19 protein-coding genes are annotated in these 20747 nt (G+C 71.5%); 8 read left to right on the top strand and 11 right to left on the bottom strand.

Going from position 1 to position 20747, the window contains the following annotated elements; genetic code table 11:
• Positions 1-80 precede the first annotated feature (80 nt).
• The 3 genes from WFJ36_RS08565 to WFJ36_RS08555 are packed head-to-tail and all read left to right on the top strand — an operon-like array spanning position 81 to position 3027.
• Complete coding sequence (locus WFJ36_RS08565) at positions 81-1187, top strand: heme/hemin ABC transporter substrate-binding protein (RefSeq protein ID WP_336643119.1); 1107 nt, start codon at positions 81-83, stop codon at positions 1185-1187.
• The gene (locus tag WFJ36_RS08560; RefSeq protein WP_336643118.1) at positions 1184-2257 is read left to right on the top strand and encodes a FecCD family ABC transporter permease; all 1074 of its coding nucleotides are present in this window, start codon (positions 1184-1186) and stop codon (positions 2255-2257) included. Before WFJ36_RS08565 ends, WFJ36_RS08560 begins: the two co-directional genes overlap by 4 nt.
• Entirely contained in the window at positions 2254-3027 is a 774-nt protein-coding gene (locus tag WFJ36_RS08555) for a heme ABC transporter ATP-binding protein (protein WP_071327798.1), read from the top strand. The genes WFJ36_RS08560 and WFJ36_RS08555 overlap by 4 nt, the downstream gene beginning before the upstream one ends.
• On the opposite strand, the gene WFJ36_RS08550 is transcribed toward WFJ36_RS08555, so the two are convergent.
• Positions 3024-3392 carry a sterol carrier family protein gene (locus WFJ36_RS08550; protein ID WP_292787904.1) on the bottom strand — a complete coding sequence of 123 codons (369 nt, stop codon included), beginning with the start codon at positions 3390-3392 and terminating at the stop codon, positions 3024-3026. The two genes, WFJ36_RS08555 and WFJ36_RS08550, sit on opposite strands and share 4 nt — an antisense overlap.
• A 49-nt stretch (positions 3393-3441) precedes the next feature.
• On the opposite strand from WFJ36_RS08550, the gene WFJ36_RS08545 reads away from it, so the two are divergent.
• Together WFJ36_RS08545 and purD are read left to right on the top strand one after the other, a co-directional pair.
• Positions 3442-4116 carry an NUDIX hydrolase gene (locus tag WFJ36_RS08545; protein WP_062766139.1) on the top strand — a complete coding sequence of 225 codons (675 nt, stop codon included), beginning with the start codon at positions 3442-3444 and terminating at the stop codon, positions 4114-4116.
• Positions 4117-4163: 47 nt separating this feature from the next.
• A complete protein-coding gene (purD, locus tag WFJ36_RS08540) occupies positions 4164-5441 on the top strand; it encodes a phosphoribosylamine--glycine ligase (RefSeq protein WP_071327800.1) in 1278 nt (425 codons plus the stop codon).
• A 69-nt stretch (positions 5442-5510) separates the two neighbouring features.
• On the opposite strand, the gene WFJ36_RS08535 is transcribed toward purD, so the two are convergent.
• From WFJ36_RS08535 to WFJ36_RS08520, 4 genes are all read right to left on the bottom strand, one after another.
• Positions 5511-6239, bottom strand: a complete 729-nt coding sequence (locus WFJ36_RS08535) for an amino acid ABC transporter ATP-binding protein (protein WP_060922441.1) — start codon at positions 6237-6239, stop codon at positions 5511-5513.
• A complete protein-coding gene (locus WFJ36_RS08530) occupies positions 6236-7720 on the bottom strand; it encodes an amino acid ABC transporter substrate-binding protein/permease (RefSeq protein ID WP_143049236.1) in 1485 nt (494 codons plus the stop codon). Before WFJ36_RS08530 ends, WFJ36_RS08535 begins: the two co-directional genes overlap by 4 nt.
• Before the next feature lie 147 nt (positions 7721-7867).
• Positions 7868-9400 (bottom strand): DHA2 family efflux MFS transporter permease subunit, encoded by a 1533-nt coding sequence (locus tag WFJ36_RS08525; RefSeq protein WP_336643117.1) that lies wholly within the window; start codon positions 9398-9400, stop codon positions 7868-7870.
• Entirely contained in the window at positions 9397-10029 is a 633-nt protein-coding gene (locus WFJ36_RS08520) for a PadR family transcriptional regulator (protein ID WP_308195654.1), read from the bottom strand. The genes WFJ36_RS08525 and WFJ36_RS08520 overlap by 4 nt, the downstream gene beginning before the upstream one ends.
• A 183-nt stretch (positions 10030-10212) precedes the next feature.
• On the opposite strand from WFJ36_RS08520, the gene WFJ36_RS08515 reads away from it, so the two are divergent.
• Together WFJ36_RS08515 and WFJ36_RS08510 are read left to right on the top strand one after the other, a co-directional pair.
• On the top strand, positions 10213-11088 hold the full coding sequence (locus WFJ36_RS08515) for a phosphoribosylaminoimidazolesuccinocarboxamide synthase (RefSeq protein WP_071327802.1): 876 nt from the start codon (positions 10213-10215) through the stop codon (positions 11086-11088).
• A gap of 100 nt (positions 11089-11188) precedes the next feature.
• Positions 11189-12544 (top strand): uracil-xanthine permease family protein, encoded by a 1356-nt coding sequence (locus tag WFJ36_RS08510; protein WP_071327803.1) that lies wholly within the window; start codon positions 11189-11191, stop codon positions 12542-12544.
• Positions 12545-13029: 485 nt separating this feature from the next.
• On the opposite strand, the gene WFJ36_RS08505 is transcribed toward WFJ36_RS08510, so the two are convergent.
• The 5 genes from WFJ36_RS08505 to WFJ36_RS08485 are packed head-to-tail and all read right to left on the bottom strand — an operon-like array spanning position 13030 to position 19137.
• Entirely contained in the window at positions 13030-14745 is a 1716-nt protein-coding gene (locus WFJ36_RS08505) for an acetyl/propionyl/methylcrotonyl-CoA carboxylase subunit alpha (protein ID WP_336643116.1), read from the bottom strand.
• Positions 14742-16292: an urea amidolyase family protein gene (locus WFJ36_RS08500; RefSeq protein WP_071327805.1), complete on the bottom strand. Its 1551-nt coding sequence runs from the start codon at positions 16290-16292 to the stop codon at positions 14742-14744. The genes WFJ36_RS08505 and WFJ36_RS08500 overlap by 4 nt, the downstream gene beginning before the upstream one ends.
• Positions 16292-17092, bottom strand: a complete 801-nt coding sequence (locus WFJ36_RS08495) for a putative hydro-lyase (RefSeq protein ID WP_071327806.1) — start codon at positions 17090-17092, stop codon at positions 16292-16294. The genes WFJ36_RS08500 and WFJ36_RS08495 overlap by 1 nt, the downstream gene beginning before the upstream one ends.
• Position 17093: 1 nt before the next feature.
• Positions 17094-17858: a LamB/YcsF family protein gene (locus WFJ36_RS08490; RefSeq protein ID WP_071327807.1), complete on the bottom strand. Its 765-nt coding sequence runs from the start codon at positions 17856-17858 to the stop codon at positions 17094-17096.
• Between the two features lies 1 nt (position 17859).
• Entirely contained in the window at positions 17860-19137 is a 1278-nt protein-coding gene (locus tag WFJ36_RS08485) for an NRAMP family divalent metal transporter (protein WP_071327808.1), read from the bottom strand.
• Between the two features lie 160 nt (positions 19138-19297).
• Here WFJ36_RS08485 and WFJ36_RS08480 point away from each other — a divergent pair, with 160 nt between their 5' ends.
• Positions 19298-19954 (top strand): GntR family transcriptional regulator, encoded by a 657-nt coding sequence (locus WFJ36_RS08480; protein WP_071328070.1) that lies wholly within the window; start codon positions 19298-19300, stop codon positions 19952-19954.
• 10 nt (positions 19955-19964) lie between these two features.
• Here WFJ36_RS08480 and WFJ36_RS08475 read toward each other — a convergent pair whose 3' ends face one another.
• Positions 19965-20633, bottom strand: a complete 669-nt coding sequence (locus WFJ36_RS08475; protein WP_292787924.1) for a TetR/AcrR family transcriptional regulator — start codon at positions 20631-20633, stop codon at positions 19965-19967.
• Positions 20634-20747 lie beyond the last annotated feature (114 nt).

Raw genomic sequence — 20747 nt, 5'->3', positions numbered from 1 at the left:
AGGCTTGGCTAAGCAAGCCGCCGATCCTGAGCGTAGAGGCGCGCCGGTGAGGGCGTCAAGTTTTAGGATAGCCTTGCCTAATGCGACGCGCTCCTGCCCTGCTTCTCGCCGCCGCGCTGGCTCTCGGACTGGCCTCCTGCGCCGGGTCGGACTCCGGTCCCGCGCAGACCCCTGTCGTCGACGACGCCTGCCCGCAGGCCTCGACTCCTCTCGCCGATCTGGACCTGGTCGCCGACGTGCGCGCAGCGACGGGCCCCTCGACCGCGTGCCTCGGGAGTCACGCGGTCGCGCCCGTCGATGACGACACCGCCCCGGCGCTCCCGGTCACCGTGACCGACAGCGAAGGCCGCGAGGTCGAGATCACGGATGTCGATCGCATCCTCCCGATCGACATCGCCGGCACGATCGCCGCCACGGTGTTCGCGCTCGGGCTCGGCGATCAGGTCGTCGGACGCGACGCGTCCACGCAGTTCCCCGGTACCGAGGACCTTCCGGTCGTCACCAAGACCGGGCACACGCTCAACCCGGAGGCGATCCTCGAGCTGGCCCCGACCGTCGTCCTCACCGACTCCACGATCGGCCCGAAAGAGGTCCGCCAGCAGCTGCGGGATGCGGGCATCGCGGTCGTCGTCATCTCCAGCGACCGACGGATCGACACCACCGCCGCGCTCGTGACGGAGATCGCCACGGCCCTCGGCGTCCCGACGCGCGGCGCGGCGCTCATCGCCCGCCTCGACGCCGAGCTCGACGCCGCCATCGCGGAGATCGCCGACGTCACCCCGCCCGCCGAGTCAGACCGCGCCCGCATGCTCTTCCTGTACGTGCGCGGGAGCGCCAACGTGTACTACATCTTCGGCGAGGACTCCGGGGCGGACTCCCTCATCGATGCGGTCGGCGGTGTCGACGTCGCGGAGGAGATCGGCTGGGAGGGCATGAAGCCGATGACCGCGGAAGCACTCGTCGCCGCGCAGCCCGACGTGCTCGTGATGATGACGGACGGGTTGGAATCGGTGGGCGGCGTCGACGGGCTCCTCGAACGCATCCCCGCCATCGCCGAGACCCCCGCAGGAGCACATCGCCGCGTGATCGACATGGCGGACGCCGAGATCCTCAGCTTCGGCCCCCGATCGGCCGATGTGATCAGCGCCCTCGCGCGGGCCCTGTACGCGCCGGAACCCGCCTCGTGACCGGCGAGGTCGTCACCCCGACGCCGACCCGGCATCGGGGACTACGCTTCGCGACGGTCGTCGTCGCCCTCGTCATCGGCCTTCTCGTCACGAGCGTCGCGTCGATCACCAGCGGGCAGTACGACCTGTCCCCGACCGCGCTCCTGGACGTCCTCCTGCGCGGCCTCGGCATCGACACCGCCGGGACTCCCGCCGCGGCGACCGACGACGGCGTGATCTACAACCTCCGCCTCCCCCGCCTGGTCCTCGGCCTGCTCGTCGGCGCCGCGCTCGCGGTCTCCGGCGTGCTCATGCAGGCCATCTTCGGCAACCCCCTCGCGGACGCCGGCGTCGTCGGCGTCTCCTCCGGCGCGGCGCTCGGGGCGGCGGCCAGCATCACGTTCGGCCTGGCCACCTTCGGCATGTGGACGACGCCCGCCTTCGCCTTCCTCGGCGGTCTCGCGGCTGTCTTCTCCGTCTACCTCCTGAGCCGCTCCGGCGGTCGCACCGAAGTGGTCACGCTGCTGCTCACCGGCATCGCGATCAACGCCATCGCCGGCGCCGGTATGGCCTTCCTCACGTTCCTCGGCACGACCTCGACGCGCGAGCAGATCGTGTTCTGGCAGCTCGGCTCGCTGAACGGCGCCCTCTGGTCGAACATCCAGCTCGTCGCGCCGCTCGTGGCGATCGGGGTCGTCGTCGCCCTGATCGTGGCGCCGGGTCTGGATCTCTTCGCCCTCGGCGAGCGCACCGCCCGACATCTGGGCGTGCCGGTCGAGCTGCTGCGGATGGTCGTCATCGTCACGGTGGCGCTGCTCGTCTGCGCCGCGGTGGCCTTCGCAGGGATCATCGGGTTCGCGGGTCTCGTGGTGCCCCACCTCATGCGCATGCTGATCGGCCCCGCACACCTCCCGCTCGTGATCGCCTCCGCCCTCGGCGGCGCCCTCCTCATCGCGGCCGCCGACCTCGTGGCGCGCACGGCCGTACCGCTCGCGGACCTCCCCATCGGCATGATCACGTCCCTCGTGGGCGGCCCGTTCTTCCTCTGGCTTCTCGTGCGGACGCGGCGGCAGTCGGGAGGATGGGCGTGAGCCCGCGCCTGCGGGGCCAGGGGCTCACGGTGCGCGTCGGCGACGGACGCGCCATCCTCGACGACACGGCCATCGACATCCACGCCGGCGAGGTGCACGCCCTCGTCGGGCCGAACGGCGCGGGCAAGTCGACCCTGTTCGGCGTGCTCGCGGGGGACGTCGCTCCGGTGTCCGGCACCGTCCTCCTCGACGGCAGCCCCGTCGCGGGGACGCGCGCCCGCGATCTCGCCCGGCGACGCGCCGTGCTGCTGCAGGAGAACGCCGTCACCTTCCCCTTCACGGTCGAGCAGGTCGTGCGGATGGGACGCACGCCGTGGGCGCGGAGCCCGGTCGCCGAAGAGGATGACAGCGTCGTGGCGACGGCGATGGCGACGACCGAGGTCACGGCGCTGCGGGAGCGCTCCGTCCCCTCGCTCTCCGGCGGTGAGCGCGCGCGGGTGGCGCTGGCCCGTGTACTCGCCCAGGACACCGGGATCCTGCTGCTCGACGAGCCGACGGCAGCCCTGGACCTCAAGCATCACGAAGACGTCATGCGGGTGATCCGCAGACGGGCGGAGGCCGGGGTCGCGGTCGCGGTCGTGTTGCACGACCTCAACGCCGCTCTCGCGCATGCCGACCGCGTCACTCTGCTGGCGGGCGGTCGGGTCGCCGCCACCGGCACGCCGGCCGAGGTCCTCACGGCCGCACGGATCGAGGAGGTCTACGGGCAGCCCGTCGACGTCTTCCCGCACCCGCACACCGGAGTGCCGCTCGTCGTCGCCCGGCGCTAGGGGCGCAGCGGGAGGACTCCGGTGAGATCCGCGCGCGTGCCCGAGGCGTGGATGCGTCCGGCCGTGGCGGCATCCGTCCACGCCTCCGCGCCGGTCGCGACCGCGATCCAGGTGGCGGCGTCCATCTCCACGACGTTCGGCGGAGTCCCCCGCGTGTGCCGCGGCCCCTGGATCACCTGCACGGCTCCGAACGGCGGGACGCGCACCTCGACGCTGTTGCCCGGCGCCTTCTCATCGAGCAGCTGAAGCAGGTAGCGCACCGCGGTGGCGAGCTCCGGCCGCGTCGGCTTCGTCCCGGCGGCCTCCGCGTCGCGCACGGCACCGAGCGCCGCGCGTCCGTCGACGATGTCGATCTTCCTGGCCATCCCCCCACCCTAGATCCGCCGCGGCGGCCCCGGTCATAAGCTCGATGGCATGAGCATGCATCCCCAGGGCGCCCGCGCCGAGCTGCTCGCCGCCGCGGCCGACCACTCCTGGAGCGTGCCGATCCCTCCGCTCGCGGATCCGGGCCGCGCCCATGACGCCTCGGTGCTCATCCTCTTCGGCGTCCTCGACCGCATCCCCGCACCGACCGTCGATGCGGCCGTCGCCCGCGACCTCGACGTGCTGCTGCAACGCCGCGCGCCCACCCTCTCCTCGCACCCGGGGCAGGTCTCCTTCCCCGGCGGACGCGCCGAAGCGGCCGATGCCGACGCGGTCGCCACCGCGCTCCGGGAGGCCGAGGAGGAGACCGGCCTCGATCCCGCGGGAGTCGAGGTGCTCGCCACGCTTCCCGTGATCCCCCTCGCCGCGAGCAACCACCTCGTCACCCCTGTGCTCGCCTGGTGGCAGTCGCCGTCCCGCGTCGTCGCGGTCGACCACGCGGAGACCGTCGAGGTGTTCCGCGTCCCCGTCGCCCAGCTCCTCGACCCCGCGACCCGTTTCACCTCGACCCTGTCCCGCGCCGGGCGCACGTTCCGCGGACCCGCGTTCGACGTCGACGGCACGATCGTGTGGGGTTTCACCGCCATGGTGCTCGACGCCCTGTTCGATGCCACCGGCTGGACCGTGCCCTGGGACACGGCGGACGAGCGTCCCATCGAGCTCTGACCGGGACCCACCGGAACCCCGCGCACGCGCCTCGATAGGCTGGACGGGTGAAGATCCTCGTCCTCGGTTCCGGTGCCCGTGAGCACGCGATCATCCTGGCGCTGCGCGCCGAGTCCCCCGCGCACGAGATCCTCGTCGCCCCCGGCAACGCCGGCATCGCGCAGGACGCGACACCCGTCGCCCTCGACCCGCTGGACGGCGCCGCGGTGACGGCCTTCGCGAACGAGCACGCGATCGACCTCGTCGTCATCGGCCCGGAGGCCCCTCTGGTGGCGGGCGTCGCGGACGAGCTCCGCGGACGGGGTATCCCCGTGTTCGGGCCGGGCAAGGCCGCCGCGCAGCTCGAGGGCTCCAAGGCCTTCGCCAAGCGGGTCATGGACGCCGCCGGCGTGCCGACGGGCCGCGCGGTCCGGGCCGCCACGGTCGGCGAGGTCGAGGCCGCGTTCGACGACCTCGGCGCCCCCTACGTCGTCAAAGCCGATGGGCTCGCCGCGGGCAAGGGCGTCATCGTCACCTCCGACCGCGCCGAGGCCCTGGCTCACGCGGAGCAGTACCTCCCGGCCGGCCCCGTCCTCGTCGAGGAGTTCCTGTCCGGCCCCGAGGTCTCGCTGTTCTTCCTCAGCGACGGCGACACCGTGCGCGCGCTCAGCCCAGCACAGGACTTCAAGCGGGCCCTCGACGGCGACGCCGGCCCCAACACCGGCGGTATGGGGGCGTACTCCCCCCTGCCCTGGCTCGCGGAGCAGTTCGGCAGCGAGCAGGCATTCGTGGAAGAGGTCACCCGCGACGTCGCCCTTCCGGTCGTCCGCCAGCTCGACGCCGAGGGCACCCCGTTCATCGGCCTCCTCTACGCCGGTCTCATCCTCACCCCGCAGGGCGTGCGGGTGATCGAGTTCAACGCGCGCTTCGGCGACCCGGAGACCCAGGTCGTGCTGCCGCGACTGGAGACCCCGCTGTCGCAGCTCCTCTTCGCCGCCGCCTCCGGCACCCTCGAGGACCAGCCGGAGCCGGTGTTCCGCGATGAGGTCGCGATCACCGTGGTCCTGGCGAGCGAGGGGTATCCGGAGGCGCCGCAGACCGGGCGTCCGATCGAGGGTCTGGACGATGCGGCCGCCGTAGAGGGGGTCCGCCTGGTGCACGCCGCGACCGCGAGTCCCGACGCACCGGGGGGTTCGCTCATCGCGACGGGTGGCCGTGTGCTGAACGTCGTCGCCGTGGCCGCGGACTTCCGCACCGCCCGCGACCGCGCCTACGACGCCCTCGGCCGCATCCGCCTCGAGGGGTCCCACCACCGCACCGACATCGCTGCCCGCGTCGCTCGCTGACCGCGTTGAAGTAGCGCAAATGGCTGCATCCCAGCCGGGAATGCAGCCATTTGAGCGACTCGAACGGGGTCAGAGAACCTTCGACAGGAAGTCCTGGAGGCGCTCGTTCTTGGGGGCGCCGAACAGGTCGGCGGGAGTGCCCTCCTCGACCACGACGCCGCCGTCCATGAACACCGTGCGGTCGGACACCTCGCGCGCGAAGCCCATCTCGTGGGTCACGAGCACCATGGTCATGCCGCCCTCGGCGAGGTCGCGGATGACCTGCAGCACCTCGCCGACCATCTCCGGGTCGAGGGCGCTGGTGGCCTCGTCGAACAGCATGATCTCCGGGTCCATCGCGAGCGCACGGGCGATGGCCACGCGCTGCTTCTGACCGCCGGAGAGCGACGCGGGCTTCGCGTCCGCCTTCTCCGACAGGCCGACGCGCTCGAGCAGCGACCGAGCGCGGTCGCGGGCCTCGGCCTTCGTCATGCGGCCGAGCTCGACCGGGGCGAGCGTGATGTTCTCCAGCACGGTCATGTGCGGGAACAGGTTGAAGTGCTGGAACACCATGCCGATGCGCTGGCGCACCTCATCCAGCTTCACGCTCTTGTCGGTGAGGTCGACCCCGTCGATGATCACGTGCCCCGACGTCGGCTCCTCGAGCTTGTTGAGGCAGCGCAGCAGCGTCGACTTGCCCGAGCCGGAGGGGCCGATCACGGCGATGACCTCGCCGTCCTCGACCGTGAGATCGATGCCCTTGAGCACCTCGTTGTCGCCGAAGGACTTGTGCAGGTCCCTGACCTCGATCTTGCTCATGCGTTGGCCTTCCTCTCCAGGCGGTTCGCGAGCAGCGTCAGCAGCGTGATCACGACGAAGTAGATGATGGCGACGATCGTCAGCACCTGCGCCGAAAGATACGTCGAGGCGATGATCTGGCGCGAGACGAACGTCAGCTCGGCGAGACCGATGACGCTGATGAGCGAGGTGTCCTTCAGCGTGATGATGCCCTGGTTCACGAACGACGGGATCATGATCCGGAACGCCTGCGGCAGCACGACCTTGCGCATCGTCTTCCAGTGGCTGAGGCCGAGCGAACGCGACGCCTCCGCCTGACCGGGGTCGACGGCCTGGATGCCGCCGCGGATGATCTCCGTCATGTACGCACCGGTGTTCAGCGACAGGGTGATCGCACCGGCCACGAACGGGTCGAACTTCAGGTCGGGGATCAGCTGCGGGATGGCGAAGAACACGAAGAACGCCTGGATCAGGATCGGGGTCCCGCGGAAGACGTAGACGTAGGCCGTCGCGATCCAGCGGAACGGCGCGAACTTCGACAGGCGCCCGAAGCCGAAGATGATCCCGAGGATGAACGCCGCGATCACCGCGACGATCGTGGCGAGGATGGTGAGCCACAGACCCTGCATCAGGGCCGGCCAGTACTTCACCGCGACCGAGATAATGTCGGTGGGCTGCGCCTCCTGCGCGTCGTCACCCGTCGCGAGGTAGGTGTCCACGATCTCGTCGTACGCGCCGGATTCCTGCAGGTTGGCGAGCCCGGCGTTGAACATCTCCAGGAGCTCGGCGTTCTCGCCCTTGTTGACTGCGAAGCCGTACTCGCCGCCGAGCGCGGGCTCGCCGACCAGGCGGAAGCCCGACCCCTGCTGGATGCCGTAGGCGAGCACGGGGAAGTCCTCGAAGTAGCCGACGGCCTGACCTGCCTTGACCGCATCGACCATGTCGGTCGTGTCCTGGTAGGGCGTGATCCGGAAGCCGTACTCGTCGGCGTTCTCCTCGGCGAAGGTCTGCCCCTGGGTGCCGGTCTTGACCGCGACGGTCTTGCCGTTCAGGTCGTCGAGGGACTGGATGTCGCTGGACTCGAGCACCCCGAGCTGCACGCCGCTGGTGAAGTACGGGTCGCTGAAGTCGAAGGTCTGCTGGCGCTCCTCGGTGATCGACATCCCGGCCATGACGGCGTCGACCTGGTTCGACTGCAGCGCCTGCACCGCGGCGTCGAAGCCGAGCTGGCGGATCTCCACGTCGAAGCCCTGGTCCTCCGCGATCGCGCGCAGGAGGTCCATGTCGATGCCGACGAGGTCGCCGGACTCGTCCGTGAACTCGAACGGCGCGAAGGTCGTGTCGGTGCCGATGACGTAGGTCTCGCCGTCGTCGGCCGCGGTGGCGGGCACGGCTCCGGCGAGTAGTGCTCCGGCGGCGACGAGCGCGGCGAGAGCGGTCGCGCCGGCGGTGCGGCCGAACCGCCGCAGACGGCTCGGCGGAGAGGATGGATGGCGGCTCACGTCGAGTGCTCCTCGGGGTTCGGAAGGGCGACCCGGCGGCCGCCGACCATCCACCCTAACCCCGCGCCTCTCGCGCGCCGGAATCTCGGCGCGACCCCGAACGCCGCCGGAACCCGCGTGGATACCGGCGTGTCGGGGTCATCGCGGTCACGCCGGAGGGGTCGCGGTGACGGCCTCGTCCGTCCGATCCTGCCCGCGGAGGAACAGCGAGGCGACCAGCGCGATGAGGATGACGCCGGCGGGCAGCAGCAGGGTCTGGGACATGCCGGCCGCGAAGCCCTCGGCGACTTGCGGCGGCAGCGCGCCGCTGCCCGTACCGGCCGGAGCGTCGGCCAGACCGGGGAGGTTCGCCTCCAGCCGCGACTGCATGAACGCGGCGATCGAGGCGGAGCCGATGACCGAGCCGATGGTGCGGGTGGTGTTGTAGATGCCCGCGCCGGCACCGGCCTGTCGCGGCGGCAGCTTGCGCGTGGCCGTGGTCGCCAGCGGCCCCCACATGCCCGCGTTGCCGATGCCCATCAGCGCGGACGGCAGCAGGAACATCAGGATCGGGGTGTCCATCGTGGTCAGTGCGGAGTACCAGACCAAGGCACCCGCGACGCAGAGCAGACCGGGGACGAGGATGATGCGCGGGTCGACACGATCCAGGATCTTCCCGGCGACCGGCGCGAGCACGCCCGACAGCACGGCCATCGGGATGAGCAGCATCGCGGCCTCGGTGGGGGTGAGGCCGCGCGCGGTCTGCAGGAAGAACATCATCGGCAGCGACATGCTCGTGACCGTGAAGCCGACCGCCGCGATCGCCACGTTGGCGCCGGAGAAGTTGCGGTCGCGGAAGAGGGCGAGCGGCACGAGGGGCTCGCTCCGGGTGCGCGCCTGCTGCACGATGAAGAGCGCGAGCACCACGACGCCGGCGATGATGAGGCCCCAGACCGAGATCGGTCCCGCGATGGTTCCCCAGTCGTACTTCTCGCCCTCCTGCAGCCCGAAGACGATGAGGAACAGCGCGAGCGCGCTGAGGACGACGCCGACGAGGTCGAACCGGTGCGGGTGCGTCTTCAGCTTCGGCACGAGGATCCAGGCGAGCACGAAGGCGACCACGCCGACGGGGAGGTTGACGAAGAAGATCCACTCCCACCCGAAGCCGTCGACGAGCAGGCCACCCGCGAGGGGGCCGACGAGCGTGGCGACGCCGGCCGTGGCACCCCAGAGGCCCATCGCCGCGCCGCGCCGGTTCGGCGGGAACGTGCGGGTGATGACGGCCATGGTCTGCGGGGTCATGAACGCGGCGCCGAGCCCCTGCACCGCGCGGGCCGCGATCAGGCCCTCGAGCGTCGTCGACAGTCCGCACCAGAGCGAGGCGAGGGTGAAGACCGCGAGCCCGATGAGGTAGATGTTCTTCGGGCCGAAGCGGTCGCCGAGTCGTCCGGTGATGAGCAGCGGCACGGCGTAGGCGAGCAGGTAGGCGCTGGTGACCCACACGACGTTGTCGAGGTTGTTCGTGTCGGGGTCGAGGGCGGCCTTGATCGCCGGGTTCGCGACGGACACGATCGTGGTGTCGACGAGGATCATGAAGAACCCGATGACGAGGGCCCAGAGCGCCGGCCACGGACTCTTCGGCGCGTGACCGGCGGCGAAGGGCCCCGTCTCGGGCCCCGAGGTCTGGCGGGAATCGGTCATTGCTGTGCAGCCTTTCGCTGAGCGCGGTAGCGGTCGGTGTCGTCGAAGGCGTCGGGGCCCCAGCGGAGCTCGTCGCCGTCGAGGCGGGTGAGGAGGGTGTCGAGCCAGCGGAGCTCGGCGTCGAGCAGCGCCTCCTGCCGTTCGATCTCGACGAGGACCTGCGGCGGGACGCCCTTGGTGCGGGCGGCGGCGAGGCCGTCGTGGTGCAGCGCGTACGAGGCGACGAGCGCCTCCCGTCGCTCCTGCAGCAGCGCGACGGCGTCGTCGCGGTCGAGGTTGTGCGACTCGGCGAGCGCGACGCGGGCGTCGGTCTCGCGGTCGATGCGGGGGAGGGCACGACGCACCCACGCGACCACCGCCTCCCGACCGGCGTCGGTGAGGGTGTAGGTCGTCCGCTCCGGTCGGTTGCCCTCGCGATCCGTGCCGACCTCGTCGAGCAGACCCGCCCGCTGGAGCCGCGCGACCGTGTGGTACAGCGTGCCGTTGGTGACGGTGATGAGCCGGTCGTCGTGACGCGCGCGAAGCAGCCGCACCATCTCGTACGGATGCATGTCGCTCTCGCGAAGCAGCGCGAGCACCATCACCCCGAGGGGCGTGAGTCCCGCCACCACATCCCTGCTCTTCCCCACGCCTCTCCCCGATCTGCTGTCGCCCCCGCTAAATAGTCCACATGGACTATACACCCGCCCTTCCTCCGCCGAGACCCCGTATTTCCGGCGAGACCCCGGGGTCGCGACGCGCACACCCCGGGGTCTCGACGCGAACGCGGGGTCTCGGCGCGGAAGAGCACGCATCACCGGGATAATGGGCGGGTGAGCACACCGTCCGCAGGAAACGCGCAGGCCATCCCCGGGTGGCGACACCTCTACTCCGGAAAGGTCCGCGACCTCTATGCCTCGGAGGACCCGGCAGACACCCGCATCCTCGTCGTCGCGTCCGACCGGGTGAGCGCTTTCGACATCGTGCTCTCCCCCGGCATCACCGACAAGGGTGCTCTGCTGACCCGCCTCAGCCGCTGGTGGTTCGCCCAGCTCGACGTTCCGAACCATCTCACGGACGGCGACCTGCCGGAGGAGGTGGCCGATCGCGCCATGCTCGCCCAGTCGCTCGAGATGCTGCCGATCGAGTGCGTCGTGCGCGGGTACATCACCGGCTCCGGCTGGGCCGAGTACCAGGAGCACGGCACCGTGTGCGGCATCGCCCTGCCGGCAGGCCTGCAGAACGGCGACCGTCTCCCTGAGCCGCTGTTCACCCCGGCTTACAAGGCACCGATGGGCGAACACGACGAGAACATCACGTTCGACCGCGTCGTCGAGCTCGTCGGGGCGGACCGGGCGGCCGAGCTCCGCGACGCCTCGCTCGCGATCTACCGTCGGGCCGCGGCCATCGCCGAGGAGAAGGGCCTCATCCTCGCCGACACGAAGTTCGAGTTCGGGACCGACGCCGACGGCACCCTCCGCCTCGCCGACGAGGTGCTCACGAGCGATTCCTCCCGGTACTGGGACGCCGAGGCCTGGCGCACGGGATCGACCCCGGCCGAGCGGATGGCGAGCTTCGACAAGCAGATCGTGCGCGACTGGCTCGCGGCGAACTGGGACAAGCAGGGCGAGCCCCCCGTGCTGCCCGAGGAGGTCGTGGCGCGGACGGCCGCCCGGTACCGCGAGCTCATCGACTGCCTCGGTGCCTGACGCCGCGCTCCTCGCGGCCGCGGGACGCACAGGGAACACTCAGGAATCGGTAGTGTTGCTCCAGCACTCCGCCCCCGATCCCGAACCCTGAGGAGCCCGCATGGCTTTGTGGAAGCTGCACGGAAACGGCCGCACCGTCGAGCCCGGCGCCGTCGTCACCCCCGCGGAACGTCTGTCCTGGCCCGCGACCATCGCCATCGGCGCCCAGCACGTGGTCGCCATGTTCGGCGCCACGTTCCTCGTGCCGACGCTCACCGGCTTCCCCGTGTCGACCACGCTGCTCTTCAGCGGCATCGGCACGCTGCTCTTCCTCCTCATCACGAAGAACCAGCTGCCGAGCTACCTCGGCTCCTCGTTCGCCTTCATCGCCCCCATCACCGCGGCCGTCGCGGCGGGCGGCACCGGCTCGGCTCTCGCGGGCGTGGTCGCGGTGGGCGTGCTCCTGGCGGTCGTCGGTCTCGTCGTGCAGTTCGTCGGCCTGCGCTGGGTCGATGCCCTGATGCCCCCGGTCGTCGCCGGTGCCATCGTCGCGCTCATCGGCTTCAACCTCGCCCCCACCGCCTGGAGCAACTTCGCGCTCGACCCCGTGACGGCTACGATCACCCTCGTCGCGATCATCCTCTTCGCCGTGCTCTTCCGGGGCTTCCTCGGCCGGATCTCGATCTTCCTCGGCGTCGCCGTCGGCTTCATCTGGGCCGCGTTCAACGGCTCGTTCGAGGTGCCCAACCCGCTCCGCGGCGACAAGACCCCCGCCGAGCTCATCGCAGACGCCCCCTGGATCGGCCTCCCGCACTTCCAGTTCCCGGACTTCGTCGAGCCCGGCACCTGGTCGACCATCGCGATGTTCCTGCCCGTCGTGCTCGTGCTCATCGCGGAGAACGTCGGTCACGTGCGCGGGGTCGCGACCATGACCGAAGACCCCGCGATCAACCGTCACACCGGTCGCGCCCTCATCGCCGACGGTGTCGCCACGACCATCGCCGGTGGCTTCGGCGGCTCGGGCACCACGACCTACGGCGAGAACATCGGCGTCATGGCCGCGACCCGCGTGTACTCCACCGCCGTGTACTGGGTGGCGGGTCTGTTCGCGATCCTCCTGGCGTTCTCGCCCAAGGTCGGCGAGGTGTTCAACTCGATCCCCGCGGGCGTGCTCGGCGGGGCGACGACGGCGCTCTACGGCCTCATCGGAATCATCGGCATCAAGATCTGGGTGGACAGCCGCGTCGACTTCTCGCGTCCGGTCAACCAGTACACCGCAGCGGTGTCCCTTGTGATCGGCATCGCCGGGTTCACGATGCAGCTCGGCGACTTCGCCTTCGGCGGGATCGTGCTCGGGACGGTCGCGGCGCTGCTCATCTACCACCTGGGCAACCTCATCGCCCGCGCGCGCAAGACGGGCGCCGACGACCCGAAGCCCCTCGAGCCCGTCGGCCCCCTCGGCGGCGACCCCGCGTAGGTTGCGTCCCGTCCCCTGAAGCGTGCGGGACGGCTTTCGCCCCTTCCGCACCCCGCGGAGGCCCGTTTTCGCACTCCCACCAGGTGTCGGAGGCGTGAGCGAACCCGGGGCGTTCACGGTCCGGATGGAAAACGCCCCCTCCTCTCACGAGGAGGGGGCGTTTTCGCGCTCGCACGGCCTTGGTTGGTCGAGTCGCGTGCGGGATCACAAGGGGGCTCTCCCGGGCTGCGGGAGGGCCGGTTTTGCACTCTCCAGACAGGAACATCATCGCACTCGCACGCGGGATGTTCCCGGGTCGGAGGGGGCGGGATCGAGAACGGGCGTGCCCGGCGGGCGGGAGGACCGTATTCGCACTCTCACGCGGGAGGCGCCGCCGGTGTCAGCGGGTGCGGGATCGGAAAGGGGCGTCTGAGGGGTGTGGGAGGGGTGTTTTTGCACTCCGCACGCGGAGGGGCGGGACGGGACGGGGTGGGCCGGGGGCGGGGTCAGGCGATCGTGGCGAGGAGGGCGTCGGCGGAGAGGGTCGCGCCGGTGTCCGCGCGCGGGGTGAGCGTGCCGGCGCGGTGCGCGGTGACCGTGGTCTCCATCTTCATCGCGTCGAGCACGGCCACCGGGTCTCCCTCGGCCACCACGGCCCCGTCATCGACGAGCCAGCGGACGAGCGTGCCCGGCGCGGGAGCCCGCAGCTCGGAGGGATCCGCTGACGGCACGGGGGCCGCGACCTCACCCGCCGAACGACCGATGCCGGACAGCAGCTCCGCGGGCAGACCGAGCATCACGCGGCGGCCGTCGATCTCCACCGGGAACCGCTGCAGCCCGGAGACCGGGGCGACCGCGGGGCGGGGCTGCGCCTCCAGTACCGGGAGCAGCACGGTCTCGATCCACTGGGTGTGCACGGCGAAGGTCGCGGTCGCGAACGCGGGGTCGTCGATGGCGCGGAGGTCGAACGGGATCACGGTCGCCGGACCCTCGACGGCGAGCTCACGCAGCGCCCGACGCGCCCGCACGAGGGCCGCGTCCCGGGTGTCCGCGTGCACGATGAGCTTCGCGATCATCGAGTCGAACGCGGGCTGCACGGTGTCTCCGGCCTCGATGCCGCTGTCCCACCGCACGCCGGGTCCACCGGGGATCCGCAGGCCGTCCACCCGTCCGGGGCTGGGCAGGAATCCACGGCCGGGGTCTTCGGCGTTGATGCGGAACTCGAACGCATGCCCGGTCGGCGCCGGGGTCTCGGTGAACGACGGCCCCTCGCCGAACGCGATGCGGAACTGCTCGCGGACGAGGTCGGTCCCGGTGACCTCCTCGGTCACGGGGTGCTCGACCTGCAGCCGGGTGTTCACCTCGAGGAACGAGATCGTGCCGTCCGCGGCGAGGAGGAACTCGACCGTGCCGGCGCCGCGGTACTGCACCTCGGCGCAGATCGCCCGTGCCGCGTCGTGGAACGCCGTCCGCTGCGCCTCCGTGAGACCGGGCGCAGGAGCCTCCTCGATGAGCTTCTGGTTGCGGCGCTGCATCGAGCAGTCGCGGTCGCCCACGACGACCACGCCGCCGCGCCCGTCGCCGAGCACCTGGACCTCGATGTGCCGCGGGCTCTCCAGGAAGCGCTCCACGAAGCACTCCCCGCGACCGAACGCGGCGGTCGCCTCGCGGGTGGCCGCGTCGAACGCGTCGGCGACCTCCGCCAGCTCGCGGACGACCTTGAGCCCGCGACCTCCCCCGCCGAACGCGGCCTTGATCGCGATGGGCAGGCCGTGCTCCTCGGCGAACGCCACCGCCTCCTGCGGCCCGGACAGCGGCTGATCCGTGCCCGCGGCGAGCGGAGCCCCCACGCGCTGCGCGATCCGGCGCGCGGTCATCTTGTCGCCCAGCGCGTCGATGCTCTCCGGCGAGGGTCCGATCCAGACGAGTCCGGCGTCCTCGACGGCTCGCGCGAACGCGGCGCTCTCGGAGAGGAAGCCGTAGCCCGGGTGCACGGCGTCCGCGCCGCTGCGGCGGGCCGCGTCGATCAGCGCCTCGACCGACAGATACGTCGTCGCCGCGGTGTCGCCGCCGAGGCCGATCGCCTCGTCCGCGAGCCGCACGTGCAGGGCATCCGCGTCCTGATCGGCGTAGACGGCGACCGACGTGTAGCCGGCCTCCGCGCACGCGCGGATCACGCGGACCGCGATCTCGCCGCGGTTGGCGATCAGCACAGAGGTCATGAGGTCTCCTTGACGGTGAAGCGCACCCGCACACCTGGCGGAAGCTGGGCGGCGAGATCGAGGCTGCGATCGGTGAGGGCACCGATGATGGGATAGCCGCCGGTGAGCGGATGATCGGGGAGGAAGAGCACGGGCTGACCGTCCGGCGGCACCTGGATGGCCCCGGTCACGGCACCTTCGCTCGGCAGCTCGCCGCCGACCGCGCGTTCCAGGGGCACGTCGCCGTGCAGGCGGATGCCCACCCGATCCGAGCGCGGCGTGACCGTCCACTCCTGCGCGGTGAGCGCCTCGACGCCGGCGGCCGTGAACCAGTCGTCGCGCGGGCCGAGCGTGATCTCCAGCGAGGCCAGCTCCCCGGATGCGGGAAGCGCGCGCGGCACCGGGTCCGGCTCGACGGCCGACACGGCGGCAGCCCCGATCGGAATGAGATCACCCGCGGTCAGCGGCGCGGGACCCAGCCCGGCGAGCGTGTCGGTCGCGCGGCTGTCGAGCGCCGCCGCCGGAGCGAAGCCGCCGCGGACGGCGATCACGGACCGGAGACCGCGCTCGGGATGGCCCAGCGTGAGCTCGTCGCCGTCGACGGTCGCGAACGGCACCCCGGGGAGGAGCGTGCGCTCGATGCCGTCGATGTCGGTGAGCGTGAGCGAGCCCGTGGCCCCGGTGACGGCGGCGACGCCTGCGCCGTGGAAGCGCAGCACGGCCCCACCGACGCTCTCCAGCACAGCCGCGGCCGGCGTGTTGCCCACGGCCCGGTTCGCCGCGCGCATCGCGACGCGGTCGGCGACGCCGGAGGCCGAGACGCCCAGCGCCGCGAAACCGGGGCGTCCCGCGTCCTGCACGAGGAGCTGCAGCGACGGTCGCACGACCTCGACCGCCGGACCGTCCCCGCGACGGGCGACCCGCGTCGCGTCGGCCGCTGCCGGCGACGCTGCGACCGACTCCCGCTCCGCACGCACGAAGCGCACGCGGCGACCCGGGGCGAGCAGAGCCGGCGGGTCGCGGTCGATGTCCCACATCTCCAGGGCGGTCCGTCCGATGAGCTGCCAGCCGCCCGGACTCTCCCGCGGATACACACCGCTGAACGCTCCGGCGAGCGCGACGGAGCCGGCGGGCACCCGGGTGCGGGGCGACGACCGCCGCGGCACGTCGAAGAGGGGATCGCCGCTCACGGCATAGCCGAAGCCGGGAGCGAAGCCGGAGAAGGCGACCCGCCAGTCGGCGGCGAGGTGACGGGCCACCAGCTCCTCCGCCGAGACGTCGAGGAGCGCGGCCACCTCATCCAGATCCTCCCCGTCGTAGCGGACCGGGATGGTGACCTCGCCCGCATCGGGCAGCGCCGCGGCATCGACCTCGGTCGCGGCGAGCGTCTCGGCCAGCGCGGCGGCGGAGGTGCGGTGCGGGTCGAAGCGCACGAGCACGGTGCGGGCACCGGGGATGCGCTCCAGGACACCGGGCACGTCGCTCCATGCGAGGTTCAGCCGCATGGCCTGCTCGAGGTCGTCCGCCTCGACGAGCAGCGCGCTGTCGGAGGCCGTGAGGATGCGCATCAGACCCGGTACTCCGCATCCGGCACATCGGTGACGAACATGTACCCCGGGGCGTGGGTGACGGCGAACGGCGGCTTCGACGCCATGATCGCCGCCTGCGGGGTCACGCCGCACGCCCAGAACACGGGGACCTCGCCGGGGCGGATCTCGGGGGCGTCGCCGAAGTCCGGCGCCATCACATCGGCGATGCCGAGCGACGCCGGGTCGCCGATGTGCACCGGCGCACCGTGCACCGCCGGGGTGCGCCCGGAGATCTGCACGGCATCGGCCACGCGGTCCGCGGCGATCGGACGCATCGAGACCACCATCTCGCCGCGCAGCCGTCCGGCCGGGGTGCAGTCCACCGCCGTGCGGTACATCGGCACGTTGCGTCCGAGCTCCTGATGACGGATCGGGATCCCGGCCTCGACGAGCCCCGTCTCGAACGTGAAGCTGCAGCCGATGAGGAAGGCGACGAGGTCGGGATGCTCGTCCCACGCCGCCGTCGCGTCGGACACCTCCTCCACGAGCTCGCCGTCCCGCCAGATGCGGTACCGCCCGATGTCGGTGCGGATGTCGCTGCCCGGCGCGAGCCGCGACTCCACCTCCCCCTGCTCGATCACCTCGAGGACGGGGCAGGGCTTCGGGTTGCGCTGCGCGTAGAGGAGGGTCTCGAAGGCCCAGTCCGCTGGCACCGCGATGAGGTTCGCCTGGGTCAGCCCCGGGGCGACGCCGCTGGTCGGGGCGGAGTGGCCGGCGCGGTGCGCCGCACGGGCGGCGCGGGCGTCGACGAGCTGGGCGGGAGTCGCGAGCACGGCCATGTCAGGCTCCGGCGAACGGGGCGATCGTGATGCCCTCCGCCTGCAGCAGGCGCTTCGTCTCCGCGGCCATCGCCACCGAGCCCGGGCTGTCACCGTGAACGCAGATCGACTGCGCGGACACGGCCACATCGGTGCCGTCGATCGCCCGGATCACGCCGTCCGCGGCCAGGCGCACCATCCGCTCGGCCACCGCGGTGGGGTCATGCAGCACGGCCCCCGCCTCGGAGCGGGAGACGAGCTGACCGTCCGGCTGATAGGCCCGATCGGCGAAGGCCTCCGCGGCGACCGCGAGCCCTGCCCGCTCGGCGACGTCGAGCACGACGCCGCCGGCGAGACCGAGCAGCACGAGCGAGGGGTCGATCGCCTTGATGGCCGCCACGACGTCCTTCGACTGCCGCTCATCGCGGGCGATGGTGTTGTAGAGCGCCCCGTGCGGCTTGACGTAGGAGACCCGCCCGCCGACCGCCGCGGTGAGCCCGAGGAGCGCACCGAGCTGGTACTCCACGTGCGCCTGCAGCGTGGCCGAGTCGATGTCGACCTTCGTGCGCCCGAAGTTCTCGTAGTCGCGGTACCCGGGGTGGGCGCCGATCACGACGCCGCCGGCGACGGCCGCGGCCAGGGTCTCCCGGATCCCCTCCGGGCTGCCCGCGTGGAACCCGCACGACACGTTCGCGCTCGTGACGATCTCGAGCATGCTCGCGTCGTCGCTGACGATCCGGTCGGGGACGTTCTCGCCGAGGTCCGAGTTCAGGTCGATGGTCGCCATGTCACGCTCCGATTCCGAGGAAGGCGAAGATGGGGCCGATCGAGACGGCGCCCATGTACCAGGTGAGCGCGGTCACGACGGTGCCCGCGATGAGCAGCCACATCGGGTACTTCCGGTCGCCGAGCAGGTCGCGGCGGAACCAGCCGATGTACATGAACACCGTCAGCCCGATGGGGAGGATCAGGCCGTTGAAACCGCCGACGAAGACGAGGATCGCGGCCGGGGCCGTGCCGATCGCCAGGTAGACCGCCAGCGACACGACGATGAACGCGACGGTGGCGAGCTGCAGCGGCCAGCCCCCGCGGAGCTTGGCGGTGAACGTCGAGAGGAAGGTCGCCGACGTGTACGCGGCACCGATGACCGAGCTGATCGCGGCGGCCCAGAAGATCGCGCCGAAGATCCGCAGACCGGCGTCGCCGAGGACCGCACCGAACGCCTGCCCGGCCGGGTTGGCGGCCTGCGAGGAGAGGTCGAGCGCCACGCCGGAGGCCACCACGCCGAGGATCGCGAGGAACAGCACGTAGCGCATGATGCCGGTCACGAGGATGCCGTTGGCGGCGGCGCGCATGACGGGCTTCGCGTACTGCGGGCCCACGTGACCGGAGTCGAGGTAGCGGTGGGCGCCGGAGTAGGTGATGTAGCCGCCGACCGTGCCGCCGACGATCGTCGTGATGGTGGCGAAGTTGAGCTGGTCGGGCACGAAGGTCTGCCGCAGCGCGTCGCCGATGGGCGGCTGGGCGATGAGGGCGACGACGAGGGTCATCACGATCATGCCGACGCCGAGGACGATGAGGACGACGTCCATCACCTTGCCGGCCTTCTTCACGAGGAAGATGATGATCGCGAGGGCCGCCGTGAGCGCGCCGCCGAGCTTCGGGTCGATGCCGAGGAGGGCGTTCAGGCCCAGGCCGCCGCCGGCGATGTTGCCGATGTTGAACGCGAGCCCGCCGATGACGACGAGGACGGCGATGACGTGGCCGGAGAAGGGGATGGCGCTGTTGGCGAGCTCGCCGGCGCGCTTGCCGGACGAGGTGATCATCCGCCAGATGTTCAGCTGGACCGCGATGTCGACGAGGATCGACACGAGGATCGCGAACGCGAACGCGGCCCCCATCTGGGCGGTGAACGTCGCGGTCTGGGTGATGAAGCCGGGGCCGATGGCGCTCGTCGCCATGAGGAAGATGGCACCGATGACGGCGCTGCGGCCGGCGCGCTTTTTCGCGTGGGCGGCGCGGGCTTCGTCCTCGGGGGTGAGGGCGGGGGCGGACTGCTCGGACATAGGGGGGTCCCATCGTCGTTGGTGGGTGTCGGGTGACCCCCAGTGTAGAACGGACAGAACCTGATTGTTCAACAATCATGTTTCCGTCGTGCTACAGCGCGGTTGCTTTCGTGTGATCATCGGCACGATCTCCCGCACCGACCGCCCCTACGATGAAGGCATGAACCAGCAGGGCCCGCTCGCCGACGTGCTCCGTCAGCGCATCATCGACGGCGACGTCGCCCCGGGCTCACGGCTGTCGGAGTCGTCGCTCGCCGAGAGCTTCGACGTGTCGCGCAACACCCTGCGCGAGGCGTTCCGGGTGCTCGCGGAACAGGGGCTCGTCGCGCACATCCCGCACCGCGGCGTCTCGGTGGCCTCTCCCTCGATCGCCGACGTCATCGACATCTACCGCGCTCGCCGCGTCATCGAGTGCACGGCCCTCCGGCAGTCCGAGCCCGAGCACCCGGCCGTGCAGCGCATGACCGACGCGGTCGCCGCGGCCGAGGCCGCCGTCGCCGGTGTCTCGACAGACGACGCCTCCGCGTGGCGCGCGGTCGGCAGCGCGAACATGGCGTTCCACGTCGCCCTCGTCGATCTCGCCGACAGCCCGCGTCTCGCCCGCACCTACCGGAACGTCGCGGCGGAGCTGCGGCTCGCGTTCCTCAAGATCGACGACCCCCGCGCCCTGCACGAGCCGTTCGTCCGGAAGAACCGCGCCGTCCTCGACACCTTCCTCACCCGCGGCGCGGAGGCCGGCGCGGCGGAGCTGGAGCGGTACCTCGTGCAGTCGGAGCGGGTCGTGCTCGGCGCGTTCGCGCGGATGCAGCTCGACTGAGCGCAGCGGCTCAGGACGCGTCGGTCCGCAGCGCCGCCGTCGCCCGCGGCCGGGGTTCGCCCTCGTGCGGTGTCGGCACACCTGGCAGGGCGGCGGTCGGCTCCGGCAGGCCGTACCGCCGGTGCAGCCAGCGCCGCGCGTCCTCGAGCGGATACGTGTCGCCGAAGACGCAGTACTTCACGAACACCCCCTCCAGGGTGCTGCGGAGCATGACCTCCTCCAGGGCCGGGTCTTCGGCGCCTCGGGCGCGGAAGACGGCGCGCACGGCATCCTCCGCCGCCGTCGCACCGTCGGCGTAGCGCTGCTCCGATTCCGCGAACAGCCGATGGGTGAGCGGCTGCTGCTGCATGGCGAGCACCGCCCGCTGCAGCGGCATCGCGAAGGCCGTCGCCCCGATCGCCCCGTCGATGATCGCGGCGAGCACCTCGTCGGGCGTCCCCTGCACCTGCGCGAACCCCAGCACCGTCTCGAACCACCGGTCGATCACGGCGCCGATGAGCTGATCCTTGCCGCCGAAGTGGTAGTTCACCAGCCCCTGGGCGACACCGGCGCGACGCGTGATCTCGGCGATGCCCGCCCCGGCGACGCCGCGTTCGCTGAACACCTCGATCGCCGCCTGGAGAATGGTCTCCTTGGCACGCTCGCGCGCCAGACGATTCTGCGCATCCGATCGCGCCATGCGGTGTCCACCTCCCGGGTCGTCCGGCGGAATTCCCTCACGGGCCGTCTCGGGATAGATTAATCACTGAATGCTCGTTCAACCTATGGAGGGTGCGAGCACTCGCGGCGCGGG

This window comes from Microbacterium sp. MMO-113 (assembly GCF_037148555.1).
Taxonomy (GTDB): Bacteria; Actinomycetota; Actinomycetes; order Actinomycetales; family Microbacteriaceae; genus Microbacterium.
This window is presented reverse-complemented; position numbering and strand designations above follow the sequence as displayed.

Coding starts and splice junctions, on each gene's coding strand:
- WFJ36_RS08565 (WP_336643119.1), top strand. CDS start 81: ATGCGACGCGCTCCTGCCCTGCTTCTCGCCGCCGCGCTGGCTCTCGGA.
- WFJ36_RS08550 (WP_292787904.1), bottom strand. CDS start 3,392: ATGGCCAGGAAGATCGACATCGTCGACGGACGCGCGGCGCTCGGTGCC.
- WFJ36_RS08545 (WP_062766139.1), top strand. CDS start 3,442: ATGAGCATGCATCCCCAGGGCGCCCGCGCCGAGCTGCTCGCCGCCGCG.
- WFJ36_RS08535 (WP_060922441.1), bottom strand. CDS start 6,239: ATGAGCAAGATCGAGGTCAGGGACCTGCACAAGTCCTTCGGCGACAAC.
- WFJ36_RS08525 (WP_336643117.1), bottom strand. CDS start 9,400: ATGACCGATTCCCGCCAGACCTCGGGGCCCGAGACGGGGCCCTTCGCC.
- WFJ36_RS08510 (WP_071327803.1), top strand. CDS start 11,189: ATGGCTTTGTGGAAGCTGCACGGAAACGGCCGCACCGTCGAGCCCGGC.
- WFJ36_RS08505 (WP_336643116.1), bottom strand. CDS start 14,745: ATGACCTCTGTGCTGATCGCCAACCGCGGCGAGATCGCGGTCCGCGTG.
- WFJ36_RS08500 (WP_071327805.1), bottom strand. CDS start 16,292: ATGCGCATCCTCACGGCCTCCGACAGCGCGCTGCTCGTCGAGGCGGAC.
- WFJ36_RS08495 (WP_071327806.1), bottom strand. CDS start 17,092: ATGGCCGTGCTCGCGACTCCCGCCCAGCTCGTCGACGCCCGCGCCGCC.
- WFJ36_RS08490 (WP_071327807.1), bottom strand. CDS start 17,858: ATGGCGACCATCGACCTGAACTCGGACCTCGGCGAGAACGTCCCCGAC.
- WFJ36_RS08485 (WP_071327808.1), bottom strand. CDS start 19,137: ATGTCCGAGCAGTCCGCCCCCGCCCTCACCCCCGAGGACGAAGCCCGC.
- WFJ36_RS08480 (WP_071328070.1), top strand. CDS start 19,298: ATGAACCAGCAGGGCCCGCTCGCCGACGTGCTCCGTCAGCGCATCATC.
- WFJ36_RS08475 (WP_292787924.1), bottom strand. CDS start 20,633: ATGGCGCGATCGGATGCGCAGAATCGTCTGGCGCGCGAGCGTGCCAAG.